A 22055-nucleotide genomic window follows, 5' to 3' on the forward strand; every position below is an offset into this window, starting at 1 on the left:
GGGCTTTTTTGTGAGCCAAGGCTACTCAGTAGTCGAGATTGCCGCGCAGCTGGGCTTCGGCGGCCTTGGCCAGGTCCGGCGGGAGGAAGTCCTGATCCGGGTCGTAGTCCGACTTCAGGTACTGCTCCAGGGCTTCCAGATCGGCCGGGCTCAGGGTGCCGGCAGCCTGCTTGAGGCGCAGGTTGTTGAGGATGTAGTCGTAACGGGCGTTGTTGTAGTTGCGCACCGAGCTGTACAACTGGCGCTGGGCATCCAGCACATCGACGATATTGCGGGTGCCGACCTGATAGCCGATTTCGGTGGCTTCCAGGGCGCTCTGGTTGGAGATGATCGACTGCTTGCGCGCCTGCACGGTTTCCACGTCGGTGTTCACCGCGCGGTGCAGGTTGCGGGTGTTCTGCACCACCTGGCGGCGCAGGCTTTCGCGCAGTTGCTCGCTTTGCTCGACACGCTGGTAGGCCTCGCGCACCTGGGAGCTGGTCAGGCCGCCGCTGTACAAAGGGATATTCAGCTGCAGGCCGATGGAGCGTTGTTCAACATCGCCACTAAAAGGATCCTGGCCTGGCAGTCGGCTGCCCGAGTTGCTAAAACCCAGGCGGTCATTGTCGCCACGCTGGTAACTGGCTACCGCATCCAGAGTCGGTGCGTGGCCGGATTTGCGCTGGCGTAGGGTTTCTTCGGCGGCATCTACGCCGTAGTTGCTGGCCAGCAGGCGCAGGTTCTGTGCGGCGGCCGTGTCGACCCAGGCCTTGGCGTCATTGGGGGTTGGCGCCAGAATCGGCAGGCTGTGCTCGATGCCTTCCAGGGCGATGAATTCTTCGTTGGTCAGGTTGGTCAGGGCCTCAAAGGCGTCTTCTACCTGGCGCTGGGCGAGAATGCGGTTGGCGCGGGCGGTATCGAAACCGGCCTGGGCTTCCAGTACATCGGTCTTGTCCGATAGACCTACATCGAAGCGTTCGTTGGCCTGATCCAGCTGGCGCTTGAACGCGGCTTCCTCGGCCTTGGTTGAGGCCAGGTTGTCCTGGGCGCGCAGCACCGCGAAGTAGGTCTCGGCGCTCTGCAGAATCAGGTTCTGCTCATTGGCGGACAACTCCAGGGCTGCCTGTTCGGTGCTGGCTTCGGCGGCTTGCAGCTGGAACCAGCGATCGGCGCGAAACAGCGGCTGGCTCAGATTGGCCTGGTACAGGGCTCCGCTGCGTGAGCTGGTCAGGCTGGGGGAGTCGACATCGGTGCGGCTGTCCATGATGCTGGCGCCGGCAGACAGGTTGGGCAGCAGGCCGGCACGGGCCTGGGGCACGCCTTCGCGGCGGGCCTGGTAATCGGCGCGGGCGGCAGCCAGGTCGGCGTTATTGGCGGCGGCCTGCTGGTAGACGGTGACCAGGTCGGTTTTGCTGGAGAGTGGCGCTTCTTCGGCCCAGGCAAATCCGGCGGGAGCCGAGGCCAGGGCGATCGCCAGAGAGAGTCTACGCAACATTGAGGGAAGTCCTGAATTTGGCGGTAATCGGCAAGGCTAAGGGGCGTTGCCTGGGGGGTCAAGATTTGTCTGGGGCGTTGTCAGTGTAGATTGCTACAAGGCATGGCGTATCTGGGGCTTGTTTTGTCGCGGCGTCATTTTTCGACGAATGGGTCAGATAAATTTGACTCGCGAGTTGGTTTTCTCGGTGAGGGTTGATTAGACTGCTCGGGTTCTTGTCGGGGTGCCCCAAGTGAGGGGCTGAGATTGGCAGCTGCCGGGTCCCGTTGAACCTGATCAGGTTAAGGCCTGCGTAGGGAACAAGATGTGCTCGCCCGTTCGCCGGCGAGCCTCTGGCACAGCCCCTGGTGCGCCTTCGCTCCTGCTCTTTCAGGTTCTGCTCCGACAACCATTAGCGGAGAGAGCCTTGATGAGTGCACAACAACAAAAGAATCTGAGCGAGTCGGCGCAGGTCGACCAGCAGTCGGTGCAACCCTTCCCCCGTTCGCAGAAGGTCTATGTGCAGGGTTCGCGCCCGGATATCCGCGTGCCGATGCGCGAGATCAGCCTGGACGTGACCCCCACCGACTTCGGTGGCGAGATCAACGCGCCGGTCACCGTCTACGACACCTCCGGCCCCTATACCGACCCGAACGTGACCATCGACGTGCGCAAGGGCCTGGCGGACGTGCGCAGCGCCTGGATCGAGGATCGCGGCGATACCGAGAAACTCCCCGGCCTGTCTTCCGAATTCGGCCAGCGCCGCCTGAATGATGCCGAGCTGTCCGCCATGCGCTTTGCCCATGTGCGCAACCCGCGCAAGGCCAAGGCCGGCAAGAACGTCAGTCAGATGCACTACGCGCGTCAGGGCATCATCACCCCAGAGATGGAATACGTCGCCATCCGCGAAAATATGAAACTCGCGGAAGCACGAGAGGCGGGTCTGCTAAAGGAGCAGCACGCCGGCCATAGCTTCGGCGCCAGCATTCCGAAGGAAATCACTCCAGAGTTCGTGCGCGAGGAAATCGCCCGCGGCCGCGCCATTATCCCGGCCAATATCAACCATGTGGAGCTGGAGCCGATGATCATCGGCCGCAACTTCCTGGTGAAGATCAACGGCAATATCGGCAACTCGGCCCTGGGTTCCTCCATCGAGGAAGAAGTGGCCAAGCTGACCTGGGGCATCCGCTGGGGCTCGGACACCGTCATGGACCTGTCCACCGGCAAGCATATCCACGAGACCCGCGAGTGGATCATCCGCAACAGCCCCGTACCGATCGGTACCGTGCCGATCTACCAGGCCCTGGAAAAGGTTGGCGGCGTGGCAGAGGATCTGACCTGGGAGCTGTTCCGCGACACCCTGATCGAGCAGGCCGAGCAGGGCGTGGACTACTTCACCATCCACGCCGGCGTGCTGCTGCGCTATGTGCCGCTGACCGCCAAGCGCGTTACCGGTATCGTCAGCCGCGGCGGCTCGATCATGGCCAAGTGGTGCCTGGCGCACCACAAAGAGAACTTCCTCTACACCCATTTCGAAGACATCTGCGAAATCATGAAGGCCTACGACGTCAGCTTCTCGCTGGGCGATGGCCTGCGTCCGGGCTCGATCGCCGACGCCAACGACGAAGCGCAGTTCGGTGAGCTGGAAACCCTCGGCGAGCTGACCAAGATCGCCTGGAAGCACGACGTGCAGACCATGATCGAAGGCCCCGGCCATGTGCCGATGCAGCTGATCAAGGAGAACATGGACAAGCAACTGGAATGCTGCGACGAGGCGCCGTTCTACACCCTCGGCCCGCTGACCACCGACATCGCCCCGGGCTATGACCACATCACCAGCGGCATCGGCGCGGCGATGATCGGCTGGTTCGGCTGCGCCATGCTCTGCTACGTGACCCCGAAGGAGCACCTGGGCCTGCCGAACAAGGATGACGTGAAGACCGGCATCATCACCTACAAGATCGCTGCCCATGCGGCTGATCTGGCCAAGGGGCATCCGGGCGCGCAGATCCGCGACAACGCGCTCTCCAAGGCGCGCTTCGAGTTCCGCTGGGAAGACCAGTTCAACCTCGGCCTGGATCCGGACACCGCGCGCAGCTACCACGACGAGACCCTGCCCAAGGACTCGGCCAAGGTGGCGCACTTCTGCTCCATGTGCGGGCCGAAGTTCTGCTCGATGAAGATCACCCAGGAGGTTCGGGTCTATGCTGAAGAGCAGCGCATCGCCGCCGTCGACCTGGAAGTGGAGGAGGGTATGCAGGCCAAGGCGCAGGAGTTCAAGGCCCAGGGCAGTCAGTTGTATCAGAAGGTCTGATAGCGCTTCTGCTGCACGCGGTTTCGGTGCAGCATAGGGGTAAGCGGAACGGGCCTTCGGGCCCGTTCTTGATAATCGGGGGACGATTTATGCAGCGCGACGATGTAGAGGTGATCGAGCGGGAGCCCTGTTTCAGCGGCTTCTACCAGCTCGATCGACTGCGCCTGCGCCACCGCCAGTTTGCCGGGGGCATGGGCCCTGAACTCAGCCGCGAACTCTTTGTGCGGCATGACGCGGTCTGCGTGCTGCCCTATGACCCGCAGCGCGATTGCGTGGTGCTGATCGAGCAGTTTCGTGTGGGCGCCCTGGACAAGAGCGCCAACCCCTGGCTGCTGGAGCTGGTGGCCGGGCTGATCGACAAGGACGAAGTGCCGGAGGAGGTGGCTCGGCGTGAGGCGCTGGAAGAGGCCAATCTGCCGCTGACCTCGCTCTGGCCGATCACCCAGTACTACCCCTCGCCGGGCGGTTCGGATGAGCGCGTGCACCTGTTTATCGGGCGCTGCGACAGTGAGGGTGCCGGTGGTGTGCATGGGCTGGCCGAGGAGGGCGAGGATATCCGCGTACATGTCTGGCCCCTGGAAGATGCCCTGGATGCACTCAAGGATGGGCGCATTGATAACGCCGCGAGCATTATCGCCCTGCAGTGGCTGGCGCTGAACCGCGCTGAGGTGCGGGGGCTGTGGTCATGAACCTGTTGCGCGAGCGCTACCGGGTCGACCTGGTCGAGCTGCAGACGGCTTGCGAACTCAACTATGTGCGCCTGCTGCAGTTGCTGCCGGGCATGCGCGAGGCGCAGCAGGTTCGTCGCGTGGCCCTGAGCCAGGGCGAGCACCTGCTGGGCGTATTGGCCCTGGAGGTGCTGGAAACCTGCCCCTATACCTCCACCATCGAGGTGCGTCAGGAGCACAGCCTGTCCTGGCTGCCGGTGCCGCGCCTGGAAGTGCGGGTCTATCACGATGCGCGCATGGCCGAGGTGGTCGGCACCCAGAGCGCCCGGCGCTTTCACGGCATCTACCCCTATCCCAATGCGGCCATGCACCAGCCGGACGAGAAAACCCAGCTCAATCTGTTTCTCGGTGAGTGGTTGAGCCACTGCCTGGCCTGTGGCCATGAGCTGGAGCCGGTCCGTTAACGGCCGGCGGCGTGCGTATCGGCTGCGCAGCAGCTAGCCTAAAGGTGGGCGCAGGATTTACCCCGGGCGTTCTGTGAACTATTCCCTGTTAGCGGGTTTACCCTGGCGGGCAATAGCCACCATAATTCTGGCATTCCGCTCAAGGAGACGGCCTTGCCGAGCGTGCAACCCCAAACCATTGCTGATGCCTCGGTGCTGCTGGTGCAGTTGTCCGACAGTCACCTGTTCGCCGAGGCGGACGGCAAGCTGTTGGGCATGGACACGCGTGACAGTCTGCAGCGGGTGATCGAGCAGGTGCTGCGTGAGCAGCCGCAGATCGATCTGATGCTGGCCAGCGGTGATCTGTCCCAGGATGGCAGCTCAGCCTCCTATGCGCGCTTCCGTGAGATGACCGCGGTAATACCCGGCAGTGCCCGCTGGTTCCCCGGCAATCACGATGAAGTCCCGGCCATGCAGGCCGCCTGTGCCGGCAGCGATCTGCTGGATCCGGTCATCGATCTGGGCAACTGGCGCATTGTCCTGCTCGACTCCTCCATTCCCGGCGCCGTGCCCGGTTATCTGGCCGACTCGCAGCTGGCCTTGCTGGAGCAGGCCCTGAGCGAGACGCCCGAGCGGCATGTGCTGGTCTGCCTGCATCATCACCCGGTGTCCATCGGCTGCAAGTGGATGGAGCCCATCGGCCTGCGCAATCCGCAGGCACTGTTTGCCGTGCTTGAGCGTTTCAGCCATGTGCGGGCGCTGCTCTGGGGGCATATCCATCAGGAGTTCGACCGCATGCAGGCGGGGGTGCGTCTGCTGGCCTCGCCGTCGACCTGCGTGCAGTTTGCGCCGGGCAGCGAGGAGTTTCAGGTCGATACCACCGCGCCGGGTTACCGCTGGCTGCGCCTGTATGCAGACGGCCGCCTGGACACCGGGGTGTCGCGGGTCACCGGTATCAAGTTCGAAATCGATTACAGCATCAAGGGCTACTAAGGCAGCTACAGCCGCAGCCCCGTGGCGCGGATGGCTGGTGCGAAGCTTGCAGCTTGCGCCGCTGTCCTAGTAGCCTCCCGCTCCATGACTGATTCCATCCTCTATATCCACGGCCTCAATAGTTCACCGTCCTCGCTCAAGGCCAGTCAGTTGACGCGTGCCATGGCGCAACTGGGCAGGGCCGAATGCTTGCGCGTACCGGCCCTGCATCACCATCCGCGTCAGGCCATCGCCCAGCTCGAAGCGTTGATCGGTGAGCTGGGGCAGCCGCTGCTGGTTGGCAGCTCCCTGGGCGGCTACTATGCGACCTTTCTGGCCGAGCGCCATGATTTGCCTGCGCTGCTGATCAACCCGGCCGTGCGGCCGCATCTGCGTTTCGATGGCTACCTGGGGCCGCAGAAGAATTACTACAGCGATGAGACCTGGGAGCTGACCCACGACCATATCGCGGCTCTGGCCGAACTGGACGTGGCCCCGCCGCACGATCCGCAGCGCTATCAGGTGTGGTTGCAGACTGGCGACGAGACCCTCGACTACCGGGACGCCCAGGCCTACTACCGGGGCTGCGCCCAGCGTATCCAGGCCGGTGGCGACCATGGCTTCCAGGGTTTCGCCGAACGCCTGCCGATGCTCTTTGCTTTCGCCAATATTCCTCGCCAACTGTGGCAGGATATCGACTTTTCCGCCTTCAATTGACCACAAGAGACCCCATGGCCCAGCAAGGTTCCAGCTCCTACAACGCCGATGCCATCGAAGTCCTGTCCGGCCTCGACCCGGTGCGCAAGCGCCCGGGCATGTACACCGACACCAGCCGGCCCAATCACCTGGCCCAGGAAGTGATCGACAACAGTGTCGACGAGGCCCTGGCCGGGCACGCCAAGTCGATCCAGGTGATCCTGCACGAGGACAATTCCCTGGAGGTGATCGACGACGGCCGCGGCATGCCGGTGGATATCCACCCGGAAGAGGGTGTGCCCGGGGTCGAGCTGATCCTCACCAAGCTGCATGCCGGCGGCAAGTTCAGCAACAAGAACTACCAGTTTTCCGGCGGTTTGCACGGCGTCGGCATCAGTGTGGTCAACGCCCTGTCGACCCGGGTGCTGGTCACGGTCAAACGTGACGGCAACGAATACCAGATGAGCTTTGCCGATGGCTTCAAGGCAAGCGAGCTGGAAGTGATCGGCACGGTGGGCAAGCGCAACACCGGCACCAGCGTGCACTTCTGGCCGGATGCCAAGTATTTCGATTCCTTCAAGTTCTCGGTCAGCCGCCTCAAGCATGTGCTCAAGGCCAAGGCGGTGCTGTGCCCGGGGCTGAATGTCAGCTTCGAGGACAAGGCCAGTGGCGAGAAGGTCGAATGGCATTACGAGGATGGCCTGCGCTCCTACCTGGTGGATGCGGTCAGTGAATTTGCCCGTCTGCCGGATGAGCCGTTCTGCGGCTCCCTGGCCGGCAACAAGGAGGCGGTGGACTGGGCCCTGCTGTGGCTGCCCGAAGGCGGCGAATCCCTGCAGGAAAGCTACGTCAATCTGATTCCCACGGCCCAGGGTGGCACCCATGTCAACGGCCTGCGTCAGGGCCTGCTGGACGCCATGCGCGAGTTCTGCGAGTTCCGCAACCTGCTGCCGCGCGGGGTCAAGCTGGCGCCCGAGGATATTTGGGAGCGCATCGCCTTTGTGCTGTCGATGAAGATGCAGGATGCCCAGTTCTCCGGGCAGACCAAGGAACGCCTGTCCTCCCGCGAGGCAGCAGTGTTCGTTTCCGGTGTGGTCAAGGACGCCTTTAGCCTGTGGCTCAACGCCCACCCCGAGCTGGGCCAGCAGTTGGCCGAGCTGGCCATCAGCAACGCCAACCGTCGCCTCAAGGCCGGCAAGAAGGTCGAGCGCAAGAAGATCACCCAGGGTCCGGCACTGCCCGGCAAGCTGGCCGATTGCGCCGGGCAGGATCCGATGCGCGCCGAGCTGTTCCTGGTCGAGGGGGATTCGGCCGGCGGCAGTGCCAAGCAGGCCCGCGACAAGGAGTTCCAGGCCATCATGCCGCTGCGCGGCAAGATCCTGAATACCTGGGAAGTGGACGGCAGCGAGGTGCTGGCCAGCCAGGAAGTGCACGATATCGCCGTGGCCATCGGCCTCGACCCTGGTTCCAGCGACCTGTCCCAGCTGCGCTACGGCAAGGTGTGCATCCTCGCCGACGCCGACTCCGACGGCCTGCATATCGCCACCCTGCTGTGCGCCCTGTTTGTGCGGCATTTCCGCCCGCTGGTGGACGCCGGCCACGTCTATGTGGCCATGCCGCCGCTGTACCGTATCGACCTGGGCAAGGACATCTTCTATGCCCTGGACGAGGCCGAGCGCGACGGTATTCTCGATCGTCTGGTGGCCGAGAAGCGCCGTGGCAAGCCGCAGGTCACCCGCTTCAAGGGTCTGGGCGAGATGAACCCGCCGCAGCTGCGTGAAACCACCATGGACCCCAATACCCGGCGCCTGGTGCAATTGACCCTGGACGATTTCGAGGGCACCCGCGAGGTGATGGACATGCTGCTGGCGAAGAAGCGCGCCGGTGATCGCAAGAGCTGGCTGGAGTCCAAGGGCAACCTGGCCGAGGTCTTGCTCTGATGCGACGGCTGTTGCTGGCCCTGAGCCTGCTGGCCCTGCCGGCGCTGGCCGAGGAGCCGAGCTTGAGCGAGCTGCAGCTGCTCAGCGAGCATCCGGTCGAGGGCATGAGTGGCGGTAACCTGTCGGGCCTGGCCTGGTGTCAGGATGCCTTGTGGGCCGTTTCCGATCGGGTTGATGAGCGTCTTTATCGCCTGGTGGGCGACGAGGGTGTATTGCAGGCCGAGGCGCAGAGCTTCGCCGCGCCGCCACCGCCGGATATCCGTCTGCCCTGGGGCCTGCGCATGCGCAACTGGGTGGCTGGCACCCTGCGCGGCGGTCATCTGGATTTCGAGGGGCTGAGCTGCGACGCCGCGGGTAATCGCTACCTGGTCAGCGAGGCGCGCATGTCCGTGCTGATGCTGCCGGTCGAAGGCGAGCCGCGCTGGTTGAGCCTGCCTTCCAGCCTGCTGCGTCAGGCACGCGCCAGTGGCATGTTGTTGCACTACAACTCCATGTTCGAGGGCATTGCCGTGGATCCGTCCGGCGAGCGTCTGTGGCTGGCCGCCGAGCGCATGCGCCGCGGCTTGCTGGCGCTGCAGCGTCAGCGCAGCAGCTGGCGCTGTAGCGGCAGCTGCGTGATGCTGAGCGAAAGCGGCGAGACAGTCGGCCCCGCAGCCCTGGGGGGCAAGGTGCAGCCCCTGGATTTCTCCGCGCTGGCCTTTTATCAGGACAAGCTTTTCACCCTGGAGCGGCAGGCCCATCGTATCTGCCGGCGCCAGTTGGGCGACGCCGCAGTGGAGCGCTGCTGGTCTTTTGCCGCCGTGGCCGTGGATGAATCGCGCCGCTATCCGGTGGCTTACGGCATGGCTGAGGCCTTGTGGGTGGACAAGGAGGGCGCCTGGGTCGGGGTCGATAACGGTCGGTTCAGTCGCACTGATGGCGAATCGCGGCCTGTTGTCTGGCGTTTTGTCGCGCCTAGGGGCGGCTGGAGTAGCCGCCAGTGAGTGAAGCACCGCAGCCCGGCCAGCGTGCCGGACGGATAATGCTGGTGCTCGCCTGGGGCGCTGCCTTGCTGCTGGCCACGCATTTCTTCGGCAATTGGGAGGAGCGCCAGCGCAATCCGAATCAGTCGCCACAATCGGTACACGGCGATAACTTTGTCGAGGTGCAGTTAGCCAGCAGTCGTCAGGGGCATTACCTGGCTGGCGGGCAGATCAACGGCCAGGCCGTGACCTTCCTTCTGGATACCGGCGCCACCGCTGTCGCGATTCCCGAGCGGTTGGCCGGTGCGCTGCAATTGCCGATCGGTGCGCCGATCACCATCAATACCGCCAATGGTCGCGCCACCGCGCACCGCACCCGTCTGGCCAGTCTGCGCCTGGGTGAGATCGAACTGCGCGATGTCGCCGCGCTGATCGCGCCGGGTATGGATGGCGATGAAGTACTGCTGGGCATGAGTGCCCTGAAACAGCTTGAATTCACTCAGAAGGGCGGCACCCTGGTGCTGCGCCAATCAACCCCGCAATGAGGCACGCATGAGCGAATCCCTCGATTTGAGCCTGGACGGCGTAGAGCGTCGTTCTCTGGTCGACTTTACCGAGCAGGCTTACCTCAATTACTCCATGTACGTGATCATGGATCGCGCCCTGCCGCATATCGGCGACGGCCTCAAGCCCGTGCAGCGGCGTATTATCTACGCCATGAGCGAGCTGGGCCTGGATGCCGACGCCAAGCACAAGAAGTCGGCGCGTACCGTCGGTGATGTGCTCGGCAAGTTCCACCCCCATGGCGACAGTGCCTGTTACGAAGCCATGGTGCTGATGGCCCAGCCGTTCAGCTACCGCTACACCCTGGTCGACGGCCAGGGCAACTGGGGTGCGCCGGACGATCCCAAGTCCTTCGCCGCCATGCGCTACACCGAGGCGCGCCTGTCGCGCTACTCCGAGGTGCTGCTGACCGAGCTGGGCCAGGGCACAGTGGACTGGGTGCCGAACTTCGACGGCACGCTGAACGAGCCGGCGACCCTGCCGGCACGCCTGCCCAACCTGCTGCTCAACGGCACCACCGGCATCGCCGTGGGCATGGCCACCGATGTGCCGCCGCACAACCTGCGCGAAGTGGCCTCGGCCTGCATCCGTCTGCTTGATCAGCCGGATGCCACGGTGGAGCAGCTCTGTGAGCATGTGCAGGGGCCGGATTATCCGACCGAGGCGGAAATCATCACCCCGCGCGCCGATCTGCTGAAGATCTACGAGACCGGTCGTGGCTCGGTGCGCATGCGCGCCGTGTACCGCGTGGAAGACGGCGATATCGTGGTCACCGCGCTGCCCCATCAGGTGTCTGGCTCCAAGGTGCTGGAGCAGATCGCCGCGCAGATGCAGGCCAAGAAGCTGCCGATGGTGGCCGATCTGCGCGACGAGTCGGACCATGAACACCCTTGCCGCATCGTGATCATCCCGCGCTCCAACCGGGTCGATGTGGAAGAGCTGATGACCCATCTGTTCGCCACCACCGACCTGGAGTCCAGCTATCGGGTCAACAGCAACGTGATCGGCCTGGACGGCAAGCCCCAGGTGAAGAACCTGCGGCAGATGCTGCGCGAGTGGCTGGAGTATCGGGTCGGCACCGTGCGTCGGCGTTTGCAGTTCCGCCTGGACAAGGTGGAGAAACGTCTGCACCTGTTGGAAGGCTTGCTGGTGGCTTTCCTCAACCTGGATGAAGTGATTCATATCATCCGCACCGAGGATCAGCCCAAGCCGGTGCTGATGGCGCGCTTCGGCCTCACCGAGGTGCAGGCTGACTACATCCTCGACACCCGCCTGCGGCAGCTGGCGCGCCTGGAAGAGATGAAGATCCGTGGCGAGCAGGACGAGCTGGCCAAGGAGCGCGACAAGCTGCTGGCTCTGCTCGGCAGCGAAGCCAAGCTCAAAAAGCTGGTGCGCCAGGAAATCCTCGATGACGCTGAAAAATACGGCGACGCCCGCCGTTCGCCCATCGTCGAGCGTGCCGAGGCCCGGGCCCTGTCGGAAACCGAGCTGATGCCCACCGAGCCGGTCACCGTGGTGCTGTCGGAGAAGGGCTGGGTGCGTTGCGCCAAGGGCCACGATATCGACGCTACCGGCCTGTCCTATAAAGCCGGCGACGGCTTCAAGGCCGCCGCGCCGGGCCGCTCCAACCAATACGCGGTCTTTATCGATTCCACCGGGCGCAGTTATTCCCTGGCTGCTCACAGCCTGCCGTCGGCCCGGGGCCAGGGCGAGCCGCTCACCGGACGACTGACCCCGCCGCCGGGGGCGACCTTCGACTGCGTGCTGCTACCGGACGACAACGCCCTGTATGTGATCGCTTCCGATGCCGGCTACGGCTTCGTGGTCAAGGGCGAGGACCTGCAGGCCAAGAACAAGGCCGGCAAGGCCCTGCTCAGCCTGCCTGCCGGTGCCCTGGTGGTGCCGCCCAAGCCCCTGGCCAACCGCGAGGAAGACTGGCTGGCGGCGGTGACCACCGAGGGCCGTCTGTTGCTGTTCAAGGTCGCGGATCTGCCGCAACTGGGCAAGGGCAAGGGCAACAAGATCATCGGTATCCCAGGTGAGCGGGTCGCCAGCCGCGAGGAATACCTGACCGATCTGGCGGTGCTGCCCAATGGTGCCAGCCTGGTGCTGCAGGCCGGCAAGCGTACCCTGACCCTCAAGGCGGATGATCTCGAACACTACAAGGGTGAGCGCGGTCGTCGCGGCAACAAACTGCCGCGGGGCTTCCAGCGGGTCGATGGGCTGTTGGTGGAAGCATAGGGAGCCTGCGGCATGCGCCGGGCTGGAGCCCGGCGCCGATTGCCTGGACGATGTGGGGGCGAGCGCTAGACTTTGCGCTCGTCCGTGGCTGGCTGCCGCTCCCGGAGCGCGGCCTGTTGAGACGCACAAGCTGTTTCGATTTTTTGCATACGCCGGTCTCTGCACCGGCAGGAAGGCGTGATGAACACAATGCGTAAGGCGCTGGCCATACTCGTGGTCGGCAGTCTCGGTCTGGCTGGTTGCACCGCCTATCGGCCGGTGCCGTTGTACCAGCTCGATGGCGGTGAATGGCAGATGCCGGGTGAGCATCAGGGGGTTGCATTGCTCCTGGGGCCGGTGACCGTGGCCGATTATCTGCAGCGCGAAGCGCTGTTGCAGCGCCAGGCCGACGGTAGCCTGATCAGTGCGGACAATGCGCGCTGGGCTGGCAATCTGGCCAACGAGATCGACCAGCAGCTGTTGCGTCAGCTGGCCGCCCGTCTGGATAGCCAGCGCGTACAGCTGGCGCCGGCCAGCCCGGGTTTCGAGCCCACCCTGCGCCTGGCGTTGAGCATCACGCGCCTGGATTCGGGGCCGCAGCAGGCTGCGGTGCTGGAGGCGCAATGGCGCCTGTCCGGCGCCGATGGCAAGTTGCTCGATGGTCGTCTGGTTCGTCTGGAAGAGTCACACAACGGCGCGGTGGCCGATCAGGTGCGGGCCCAGAGCCTGTTGCTGCAGCAGCTGGTCGGGCTGCTGGCACAGGCGACCCGGGAATATGGCAAGGCACCGGTCGTCGCTACGCCGCCGCGCAAGCCTGCCGTCAGCAAGCCGATACAGCCGCCTGCGCCGCGTATTCCTGTGGCGGAGCCATCGCGTAACGAAGGTGAAGTGTTTCGCTTCTAGGGCGCGGGCAGTCGTCAGGGCGAGGCGGGGCGGACATGCCGCAGGCTTGTCCGCCGCTGGTTGCAGCGACGGACAAGGCTTAGTGCATATGCTCCAGTTGCCGCTCCAGCAGCGCCGGGTAGGGCTCCAGCAGGCGCTCCACGCAGCAGGCGCCCTGGGGGCTGGCGATGGCCCGGATACGGGCGCAGTTGCCCAGCAGTGGGTCGTCGGCGATGGCCCGCTCCACCAGCAGCAGGTTACGGCTGTGCTGGGACAGGGCCAGGGCGTGTTGGGCGCTTTCGCTCAATAGCAGGTCGCCCTGACTCAGCTCCAGCAAACCCTCACCCCTGGTCAGGCCCAGTTGCAGTTGCAGGGTGATGCCACTGTCGGCCACCTCGATCTGCAGGGCATGACCCAGGGCACGCATCAGTTCGCCGCAGCAGATGGCATGGGTCAGGTACTCGTCACCGCTGTGCTGATGGTGAAACAGCATCAGACTGCTGCCATCGCTCAGGGTGTGCAGTTGCCCCTGATAGAGGGCCGCGGCCTGGGCCAGGCAGTCGCGGTAGCGTTGCAGCAACTCCAGCAGGCGGGCCCGCGGCAGGCGCCGCAGTTGTTCCTGGGCGCCGAGCTGGATGGCCAGTACCGCGCAGGCCTGATTGACCGGCGGGCGGGCAGCCGGGCGGTTCCCGCCTTCATCTTCTGGCGGCTGCAGGTCGGCAAAGGGATCGTCCGGGGCGTCCGTCAGTGAGCTGTCGCGCAGCTCTTCTTCATCCAGTTCATCGAAGCGCTCGTCGCCCAGGTCGGGGACGCTGAAGTCGCTTTCATCGTAGGTCGGGATCGGCTCATTCCCGTCGTTTAGGTCATCTAGGTCGGCATAGTCGTCTTCGGCGAAATCCTCGTCGCTGCTGTTCGCCGGCGCGTGGCGGGGCGGCGGTGGCGGCACCAGGCGGCTTTGCAGCTGGCGAGCCAGATCGCCGATCTCGTCCTGACGACCGGCGCCGGGCGCGGGGTCGTCCGGGTCGCGCAGCCAGACGCGCAACTGCAGCAGTGGCGTGGAGATATGTCGCCCCAGGCGCATGCTCAAGGACAGCGTCAAGGCCAGCAGGATCAGGCTGAGAATGCCCATGCTCTGCAGGCTGATGGTCATGGGATGCTGGAACTGCTGCATGTCCAGGCTGATATGCAGTTGCCCGGCGATCACTTCCTGAAAGGTGATGGGGGTGGAGTACAGCCCCTGGATTTCGCCCAGCATGTCTTTGCTCGGCCGGGCGCCGGACTCGGCGAGGATGCGGTTGTCCACGCTGTAGATCGCCGCGTGGGCCACCAGCGGGTTTTTCACCAGATTGCTGAGCAGCACGTTGAGGCTGAGGATGTCGTTGGTCACCAGCAGCTCGGTGGCTGAAGCGGCGGTCTGGGTGATCAGGCTGGTGCCCAGGGCTTCGGCCTGTTGCTGCATGGCATGCTTGAACTGCATGCCGATCACCCAGGCATAGATCAGCAGCGCCAGGGCCACCAGCAGCAGGCTGTGGCTGGCAATGCGCAGCACCAGAGGGATGCGCCGCTGGCGCAGGGCCTGGAACAGCAGGATAAAGAAATTATCGGATTTGGCGGGCGTGGGCCGGTTCACAGAGCTCGGCTCGTATTGACTGGAGTTGGCGCGCAGTATAGCGACCGCCTGGCAGTGGGCAAAGCGCCGTGCGTGGCCGTTTGCGGCGGAAACTGGGTAGAATGTGCGCCTTTTCCCGGGCGTGTGGATAGTTCTACAAGCCACCGCCCCTGACCCTGTCCCGGAGACCGAGCCTTGCGCGAAATCGTCCTGATCAATATCACCGGCGAAGACCGCCCCGGTTTGACTGCTGCCATCACGGGTGTACTGGCCCAGGGCGGGGTGAATATCCTCGATATCGGCCAGGCCGTTATCCATGACACCCTGTCGTTCGGCATCCTGGTGGAAATCCCCGATACCGAGCGTGCCTCCTCGGTGCTCAAGGACATCCTGTTTACCGCCTACGAGCTGGATCAGCAGGTGCGCTTTACCCTGGTTTCCGAGGCGGATTATCAGCAGTGGGTCAGCGGCCAGGGCAAGGCCCGGCATATCGTCACCCTGCTGACGCGCAAGGTCACCGCCGAGCAGCTGCAGCGGGTCAGCGCCATCACCGCCAAGTACGGCCTGAATATCGACCATATCGACCGCCTGTCCGGGCGCATGCCTCTGGATATGCCGGCCGAGCAGGGCAAGGGCTGCATCGAGTTTTCCGTGCGCGGCGAGCCGGCCGATCCGGTGGCCCTGCGCGCCGAGTTTCTCAGCGTGGCCCAGGATCTGAATGTCGATATCGCCTTCCAGCGCGACTCACTGTTTCGCCGCAATCGCCGCCTGGCCGTGTTCGACATGGACTCGACCCTGATCGAGGCCGAGGTGATCGACGAGCTGGCCAAGGCTGCCGGCGTCGGCGAGCAGGTGGCCGAGATCACCGAGCGGGCCATGCGCGGCGAGCTGGATTTTGCCGCCAGCTTCCGTGAGCGTCTGGCCTTGCTCAAGGGCTTGCCGGAGGACGTGCTGGAAGGCATCGGCGCCTCGCTGCGTTTGACCGAGGGGGCCGAAACTCTGTTCGCCGAGCTGCGCCGCCTGGGCTACAAGACCGCCATCCTCTCCGGTGGCTTCACCTACTTTGCCCGGCAGCTGCAGGCCAAGCTGGGTATCGACTATGTGTTCGCCAACGAGCTGCAGATTGTCGACGGCAAGGTCACCGGGGTGGCCGTGGAACCGATCGTCGATGCCCAGCGCAAGGCCGACCTGTTGCGTGAGCTGGCGCTGAAGGAAGGGTTGCAGCTGGAGCAGACCATCGCCGTGGGCGATGGTGCCAACGACCTGCCGATGCTGGGGCTGGCCGGCCTGGGGGTGGCCTTCCGGGCCAAGCCGCTGGTCAAGCAGTCGGCCAAGCAGGCCATCTCCACCCTGGGGCTGGATGGCATTCTCTATCTGCTGGGCTTTCGCGACCGCGACGGGCTGGAGTAAGTCAAGCCGCAGCAACAAGAAGGGCGCCGTCGGGCGCCCTTCTTGTTGCTGCTATGAGGCTACTCGTCGCCAGCGGCGAAGTCGTAGTCCATGGACTGGCTTGGGCCCTGCAGGTACTGGCCCTGGATATAGTTGACCCCGGCCTGCCAGAGGGTTGCCAGAATACTTGCGCTCTCGACGAAGGGTACGATGGTCAGCTTGGCCTGGTTGTGCAGGCTGGCCAGCAGATCCTTTAGGGCCTGCTGATTCTCGGCGTTGCTCAGGTCCCGGGCAAAGGATCCGTCGATTTTGACGAAATCGATATGCAGGTGCTTGAGCGTGTTGAAGGGGTTGAGGGCGCAGCCGAACTGGATCAGGGCTACCTTGCAGTGCAGTTCCTTGAAACCATGGCTGATGGTCTTGGCCTGTTTCAGATAGGCCACCGCATCCTGCTCGCTGAACTGGAAGACCAGAGAGTCGGCCGGCAGGCGGGCGGCTTTCAGGGCCACGCTGAGCCAGGGCAGCAGGGTTGCATCCTGCAGGCTGGCACTGGACAGGTGCACGAACAGGCGGGTGTTGTGGCCCTTGCTGCGATGGTCGGCCAGCAGTTTGATAGCGTTGAGAATCACCCAACGATCGATCTTTTCGGCCAGGCCGGCTTCCTTCGCCGCTGCCAGGAACTCCAGCGGCGGCACTTCTTCGCCCTGGGGGCTCATCAGCCTGAGCAGGGCCTCGTAATGTTCGAAGTTATCGCCGCGCAGGCTGATGATGGGCTGGAACAACAGTCGGAAGCTGTTGTTTTCCAGGGCCTGCTGGATCATGGCCACGACATTGCCGCGGCTGGCGGCGGCGGCCAGTTCATCGGCTGGGTTGAAGATCTTGAGGGCATTGCCTTCGCTCAGTTCGTCGGCGCAGCGATGGGCGCGGTCTATCACAGACTGGGCCTTGGCAGTCTTTTCGTTGAGGCCGGCGCCACCAATGGACAGGGTGGTCTGCACGGTGCGGCCACTGATATCGAACAGATGGCCCTCGACCTTCTTCAGCAGCGCCTGGTAGCTGGGGCTGGCCTGTTCCGGGGTGCTGCCGGGCAGCAGTACGGTAAAGACGTCATCACCGAAGCGGGCAATTTTGGCGTTTTCCGGGAAGTGCGCGCGCAGCAGGTTGGCCATGTCGGTCAGCAGCAGGTCGATACCGGCCAGGCCGATATCGGCCAGCAGGGTGGCGTAGCGATCCACGCGGATATAGGCCAGGCTGGCCGGTTGCCCGGCATTGACCGCGCGCTCGGCGGCGCTGTCCATCAGCTCCAGGAAGTGCACGCGATTGAACAGGCCGGTGACCAGGTCCTGGGTGCTGATCTCACGCAGTTTCTCTTCCAGTTCGGCATTGCCGCTTTCGGCGCGAATCACCACCTGGATGCAGGGCTCGCCATCGTAGGTGGCCGGGGAGAAGCTCATCTGCGCCTGGAAGCTCTGGCCAGTGGCCTTGACCCCGCTGCAGTTCAGCTCGGCATGGCCCTCGGCGCTCTGGTAGTTCTTCAGGAAGTCCTTGAAGCTGGCCTGGTCGCTGCTGCCGATCAGGTCGATCATCGGCATGCCTTCCAGCTCATCGGCATCTTCGTAGGCAAACAGCTCCAGATAGGCACGGTTGGCATAGATATGCATGCCGTCATGGACGTAGGTGATGGCGTCGACCGAGCTTTCCAGCAGCAGCTGGCAGCGTTTCTCCGCTTCCCGCAGGGCCACTTCGGCGGCGCGGCGGGCGCGGCGTTCTTCCAGGTTGGCCAGCTCGCGCTTGGCCACCAGCACCAGGCGCTCGTCGTCCCCCTGGGGCAGCGCATCCTGAGCGCCGAGCATCAGCGCCTCGGTGACGCTGTCGGAGTCGTTGTCGGCCAGCAGCTGGATGATCGGGATGTCCTTGGCGGCGCGGCGGATAATGCCGAGTGCCTCGTTGGGCGGCAGCTGCTCGCTATGGGGCGCGCAGATCAGCAGGTCCCAACTTTGCTGCAGAGCAGTGTTGAGATCGTCACTGGAGCTCAGGCGGTGGACGCGGGTGGCATGGCCGGCATTACGGAACAGGCTGACCAGCCGCTCTGCTTCGTTCTGCGAGTCTTCGAGGATGAGTAGCCGAATAGTTTTTTTTTCGATGGCCATAGCAGGAGTCAAGTCGGCGCCAAACGGATGCGAAAAGGCGACAAAAGGGAGTGCGTCGGGAATCTACAGTGACTTCCAGAGTGAGTCAAAGTCTTCCTCCCCGTGGGGTTTTGGCTGCTTGCCGGCTGTGACGGGTTTCCCAGGCTCGCTGGGCGGCTGGTCAACGCTGTGATACTCGAACTGGTTGAAACTGCCGGTGCTGGCCTGCTTGCGGTTGAGAACGGCGCGGCGCTCTTCTCCATTGAGGTTGATCAGCACCTTGCTCCCCTCCTGAAAGGGCAGGCGTGCCGTGATCAGGCTGGCCGGGCGGGAGATGGCGCTGATTTCCGGCAGCAGCAAGGCGCGCAGGAACTGGCTGTTCTGCTCGGTCTTGCGCAGCAGTTGCAGGCCGCAGGGTTGTGCGTAAGGGGCGATCAGCTCGATACCCATCTGCGTGCCGCCACCGCGCACCTGGCGAATCCAGCGCACCACGGCAACACTCCAACCCTGCTGGCCGTGGCTTTGAATGCCCAGCAGTTCGCCTGCCTGCAACTGGTTGGGCACTTCCCGGGGCCAGGAAAGGCAGTAGCCACCCGGGCTTGTGTTGACGATCGACAGCGGATAGGTCGGATAGCTTTCCGTGACACTGGCCTCGTTCGGCAGGACGGGTTCGGATGGCGGGCTGTACTGGATCTCTTCCATCGGGGCTGGCGAGTTCCAGCTCTGCAGCCTTTCCGCATCAAAGGCATTGGACCAGACATCCGGGGCTTCGCTGCGGGTCTCGAAATTCACGGTGTTGGTTACGCTGGGGCGCTGCAACACCTCGTTGAACAGGCGCTGCCCGGCCAGGTGATAGTGCAGGGCGCTCATGCCGATGCACAGGGTCAGCTGGCCCTGGCTCTGGGTGCGCTGGAACGAGCGCTCGGCGATATCACCCCAGGCTGCCGCCAAATGTTGCAGCATGTCCGGGCTGAGGCCATGGGGATCGTTGAGACGTGTCTTGTTCTGTTCTTCGCTGGGCAGCAGCAGGTACTCCTTGATGGCATCCACCAGCTCGGTGGGGTCCAGGGCCATGCTGCTCTGCAGCTCGCTCGGCTGGAACAGCGAGGTGTAGCGCGGCGGCGCATCTTGTCGGGGCGCTACGGCAAACAGGCTGGAGATCGGTGTGCCGGTCTGCAATTTGACCAGGGTGCTCCAGGGCTCCAGCGCCTCGGCCAGCAGGGCGATGGACTGCTGGCGCATCTGGTTGCAACGGGCGCAGCCCAGCAGGAGCGCGACCAGATAGCTTTGTTCCACGCTAAGGCCGTCGGCATGGCAAGCCAGCGGGTCGCGTACGCGGGATCTATGCAGGTCACGGCTCTGGGCGATCTGGTAAAGCTGGTGCAGCTCCAGCCACAAGCCTTCGGGGACCGGGCAGTAGAGTTGACTGGCGCGAATCAGCGGGCCGCTCAGGCTGTATACCGCACGTTGCAGGGCAACGGTCAGAAGCGGTGTGCGCTCGCTACTGTTCTGGCTGAGCAGGCGGCTGATGATCAGCTTGTAGCCGATGGCCAGATGGTTCTGCAGGGCCTGGCACAGGTTGGCGACCTTGCGCGGACGCTCGTCGAGGACGATGGCCTGGTTGAGGAAGTGTTTCTCCAGCTGCTTGCACACGAAATACACCTCGGGGCGCAGCAGCTCCAGCAGCTGCAGGCGGTTGTCCGAGGGTGTGATCAGTTGGTTGAGTTCGACCAGGACCTGATACAGCTGGCGTGCGGTTTCACCGATATTGGCCTTGGGCAGGCCGGCAACCCAGCGTTTCAGGTCGCGCGGGTTGGCATTGCAGAATGACAGGCTCTGCTTGTCCGGCGTGGTGACACGCAGCATAAGGTGTGGGCTCTGTTTCTCCATACTCGCTTGGATGCTCCGGCACGCCTGTCGGGTGAAAGTGGTCTTATGCTCGACTCTAGCAGCATCTGGCAGCCATGGCAGCCATACGCTTGGCCAGTGCTGCGCGACCAAAGGAGCGTTGCATCACGGATTCTGTGGTCTTTGACCTCAGTGCTGGGTCGTGGGTTCAGCCGGGAGCGGGCGGGCCGCCCCCGGTCGGCTGGGCTCAGCTCGCTTGCGGCAGGCCCAGGCCTTGGCCCATGCGCACGGCACTGCCCGCGCTCAACTGCTCGGCCCACTGCACCTGGTCGGGGCCAAACAGCACGATGGCGGTAGAGCCCAATTTGAAACGACCCATTTCAGCGCCCTTGTCCAGTTCCACGGCGGCGCGAGCAGCTTCGTCGTAGCGGACGGTTTTCAGGCTGCGCTTGGGCGGGGTGACCAGGCCGGCCCAGACGGTTTCGATGGAGGCGACGATCATCGCGCCGACCAGCACCACGGCCATGGGTCCGCGTTCGGTGTCGAACAGGCAGACCACCCGCTCGTTGCGAGCAAAGAGTTCGGGCACGTTCTCCGCCGTGGTCTGGTTGACCGAGAACAGGCGGCCCGGCACATAGACCATTTCGCGCAGCGTGCCGGCCAGGGGCATGTGCACGCGGTGATAGTCCTTGGGCGACAGGTAGATGGTGGCGAATTCGCCACCCATAAAGGGCGCTGCGCGCTCGGTGTCGCCGCCCAGCAACTCCACCAGGCTGAAACTGTGGCCCTTGGCCTGGAAGATGCGGCCATGCTCGATCTTGCCCAGCTGGCTGACTGCGCCGTCGGCCGGGCACAGAATCGCACCGGGGGTCGGGTCCAGGGGGCGGGCACCCTCTTTCAGGGCGCGGGTGAAGAAGTCATTGAAGTGCTGATAGGCCGTCGGGTCTTCGACCTGAGCCTCACTCATATTGACCTGGTACTGCTTGGCGAACCAGGTGATCAGGCGATTCTTGAACCAGCTGGCGCGGCATTCCGCGGCGCAGCCGATCAGGCGCGACAGCAGGTGATGGGGCAGCAGGTATTGGCTGGCGATAAACAGACGCTGTTTCATGGAGAGTCCTTGCTGGGGAAGCGGATCAGAGTTCGACCGGGGTGTCGGGGTGGTTGCCCCATTCGCCCCAGGAGCCGGCATAGGCCTTTACCCGCGGGTAGCCCAGGGCCTTGGCAATCAGATAGGTCAGGCCTGAGCGATGGTGGGTCTGGCAGTGGGTGATCAGCTCCTTGTCCGGGGTGATGCCCAGCTCGCCCAGGATCTGTGGCATGTCCTGGCGGATGCGCAGGGCGCGGCCCTGGTCCATGGCTGCAGTCCACTCGAAATTGACCGCGCCGGGGATATGCCCGCCTTTCTGGGCGAGCACCTTCTCGCCGCGGTATTCGGCGGGCGAGCGGGCGTCCCAGATGGCCAGGTCGGCGGCGCCCAGGCGGCTTTGCAGGTACTCGCGGGTGGCCATTGGCGCCTCCTGCAGGTGCAGCTTGACGCTGCCCCGGGCGGGCACCGGCTCATCCTGGCTCAGTGGCAGGCCCTCTGCCAGCCAGGCGTGCAGGCCACCATCGAGGTAGTGGTAGTGCGGGTGGCCGATCATATCCAGCAACCAGATAAAACGTCCGGCCCAGCCGCCGCCTTCATCGTCGTAAACCACATAGACCGCATCCGGACGATGTCCCAGTTCATCGAACAGCTGCTGTAGAGCCTCAGGCTGTGGCAGCAGGCCGGGCGCCGGTGGCTGGCCCAGCTGGGTACGCTTGGGGTCGACGAAGCGGGCGCCGGGGATATGGCCGTTGGCATAGCGGGCGGTGCTGGTCAGGTCGACCAGGATCAGCTCCGGGCCATCCAGGCGGCTGGCCAGCTGGGCAGGCTCGATCAGCAGGGGCAGGTCAGCGAAGGCGGTCATGCCGGGCCTCATAT

17 protein-coding genes and 1 riboswitch are annotated in these 22055 nt (G+C 64.2%); of the genes, 11 read left to right on the forward strand and 6 right to left on the reverse strand.

The genetic code is table 11. The features are described 5' to 3' along the window. Positions 1 to 25: 25 nt before the first annotated feature. Positions 26 to 1474 (reverse strand): TolC family outer membrane protein, encoded by a 1449-nt coding sequence (locus tag GJV18_RS04900; protein WP_160343584.1) that lies wholly within the window; start codon positions 1472 to 1474, stop codon positions 26 to 28. Between the two features lie 209 nt (positions 1475 to 1683). Continuing rightward, positions 1684 to 1790: riboswitch (TPP riboswitch) on the forward strand. 93 nt (positions 1791 to 1883) lie between these two features. On the opposite strand from GJV18_RS04900, the gene thiC reads away from it, so the two are divergent. From thiC to GJV18_RS04950, 10 genes are all read left to right on the forward strand, one after another. Further along, a complete protein-coding gene (gene thiC / locus GJV18_RS04905; RefSeq protein ID WP_160343585.1) occupies positions 1884 to 3767 on the forward strand; it encodes a phosphomethylpyrimidine synthase ThiC in 1884 nt (627 codons plus the stop codon). Between the two features lie 89 nt (positions 3768 to 3856). After that, positions 3857 to 4456 (forward strand): NUDIX domain-containing protein, encoded by a 600-nt coding sequence (locus tag GJV18_RS04910; RefSeq protein WP_160343586.1) that lies wholly within the window; start codon positions 3857 to 3859, stop codon positions 4454 to 4456. After that, entirely contained in the window at positions 4447 to 4899 is a 453-nt protein-coding gene (locus GJV18_RS04915) for a DUF1249 domain-containing protein (protein ID WP_160343587.1), read from the forward strand. The genes GJV18_RS04910 and GJV18_RS04915 overlap by 10 nt, the downstream gene beginning before the upstream one ends. Positions 4900 to 5052: 153 nt before the next feature. Then, a complete protein-coding gene (gene cpdA, locus GJV18_RS04920) occupies positions 5053 to 5871 on the forward strand; it encodes a 3',5'-cyclic-AMP phosphodiesterase (RefSeq protein ID WP_160343588.1) in 819 nt (272 codons plus the stop codon). An 84-nt stretch (positions 5872 to 5955) separates the two neighbouring features. Beyond that, positions 5956 to 6567 carry a YqiA/YcfP family alpha/beta fold hydrolase gene (locus tag GJV18_RS04925; protein ID WP_160343589.1) on the forward strand — a complete coding sequence of 204 codons (612 nt, stop codon included), beginning with the start codon at positions 5956 to 5958 and terminating at the stop codon, positions 6565 to 6567. 14 nt (positions 6568 to 6581) lie between these two features. Further along, complete coding sequence (parE, locus tag GJV18_RS04930) at positions 6582 to 8486, forward strand: DNA topoisomerase IV subunit B (protein WP_160343590.1); 1905 nt, start codon at positions 6582 to 6584, stop codon at positions 8484 to 8486. After that, the gene (locus GJV18_RS04935) at positions 8486 to 9469 is read left to right on the forward strand and encodes an esterase-like activity of phytase family protein (RefSeq protein WP_160343591.1); all 984 of its coding nucleotides are present in this window, start codon (positions 8486 to 8488) and stop codon (positions 9467 to 9469) included. Before parE ends, GJV18_RS04935 begins: the two co-directional genes overlap by 1 nt. 38 nt (positions 9470 to 9507) lie before the next feature. Then, complete coding sequence (locus GJV18_RS04940) at positions 9508 to 9993, forward strand: retropepsin-like aspartic protease family protein (RefSeq protein ID WP_160345991.1); 486 nt, start codon at positions 9508 to 9510, stop codon at positions 9991 to 9993. A 7-nt stretch (positions 9994 to 10000) separates the two neighbouring features. Continuing rightward, positions 10001 to 12253 (forward strand): DNA topoisomerase IV subunit A, encoded by a 2253-nt coding sequence (gene parC / locus GJV18_RS04945; protein WP_160343592.1) that lies wholly within the window; start codon positions 10001 to 10003, stop codon positions 12251 to 12253. A gap of 180 nt (positions 12254 to 12433) precedes the next feature. Further along, positions 12434 to 13135, forward strand: coding sequence for a PqiC family protein (locus GJV18_RS04950; RefSeq protein ID WP_160343593.1), 702 nt, complete (start codon positions 12434 to 12436; stop codon positions 13133 to 13135). A 79-nt stretch (positions 13136 to 13214) separates the two neighbouring features. Here the strand turns inward: GJV18_RS04950 and GJV18_RS04955 are convergent, their stop codons facing one another. Further along, entirely contained in the window at positions 13215 to 14744 is a 1530-nt protein-coding gene (locus tag GJV18_RS04955; protein WP_160343594.1) for an AhpA/YtjB family protein, read from the reverse strand. A 174-nt stretch (positions 14745 to 14918) separates the two neighbouring features. Here GJV18_RS04955 and serB point away from each other — a divergent pair, with 174 nt between their 5' ends. Continuing rightward, positions 14919 to 16133, forward strand: coding sequence for a phosphoserine phosphatase SerB (serB, locus tag GJV18_RS04960; RefSeq protein ID WP_160343595.1), 1215 nt, complete (start codon positions 14919 to 14921; stop codon positions 16131 to 16133). Between the two features lie 59 nt (positions 16134 to 16192). Here the strand turns inward: serB and GJV18_RS04965 are convergent, their stop codons facing one another. The 4 genes from GJV18_RS04965 to GJV18_RS04980 all read right to left on the reverse strand — a co-directional run bounded on the left by GJV18_RS04965 (position 16193) and on the right by GJV18_RS04980 (position 22041). Further along, positions 16193 to 18262, reverse strand: coding sequence for an EAL domain-containing protein (locus tag GJV18_RS04965; RefSeq protein ID WP_160343596.1), 2070 nt, complete (start codon positions 18260 to 18262; stop codon positions 16193 to 16195). 63 nt (positions 18263 to 18325) lie between these two features. After that, a complete protein-coding gene (locus GJV18_RS04970; RefSeq protein ID WP_160343597.1) occupies positions 18326 to 20131 on the reverse strand; it encodes a molecular chaperone in 1806 nt (601 codons plus the stop codon). A gap of 205 nt (positions 20132 to 20336) precedes the next feature. Next, positions 20337 to 21200 carry an archaetidylserine decarboxylase gene (asd, locus tag GJV18_RS04975; protein WP_160343598.1) on the reverse strand — a complete coding sequence of 288 codons (864 nt, stop codon included), beginning with the start codon at positions 21198 to 21200 and terminating at the stop codon, positions 20337 to 20339. A gap of 25 nt (positions 21201 to 21225) precedes the next feature. Next, the gene (locus tag GJV18_RS04980; RefSeq protein WP_160343599.1) at positions 21226 to 22041 is read right to left on the reverse strand and encodes a rhodanese-like domain-containing protein; all 816 of its coding nucleotides are present in this window, start codon (positions 22039 to 22041) and stop codon (positions 21226 to 21228) included. Between the last annotated feature and the right edge of the window lie 14 nt (positions 22042 to 22055).

This window comes from Pseudomonas xionganensis (assembly GCF_009763245.1).
GTDB classification, from domain to species: Bacteria; Pseudomonadota; Gammaproteobacteria; order Pseudomonadales; family Pseudomonadaceae; genus Aquipseudomonas; species Aquipseudomonas xionganensis.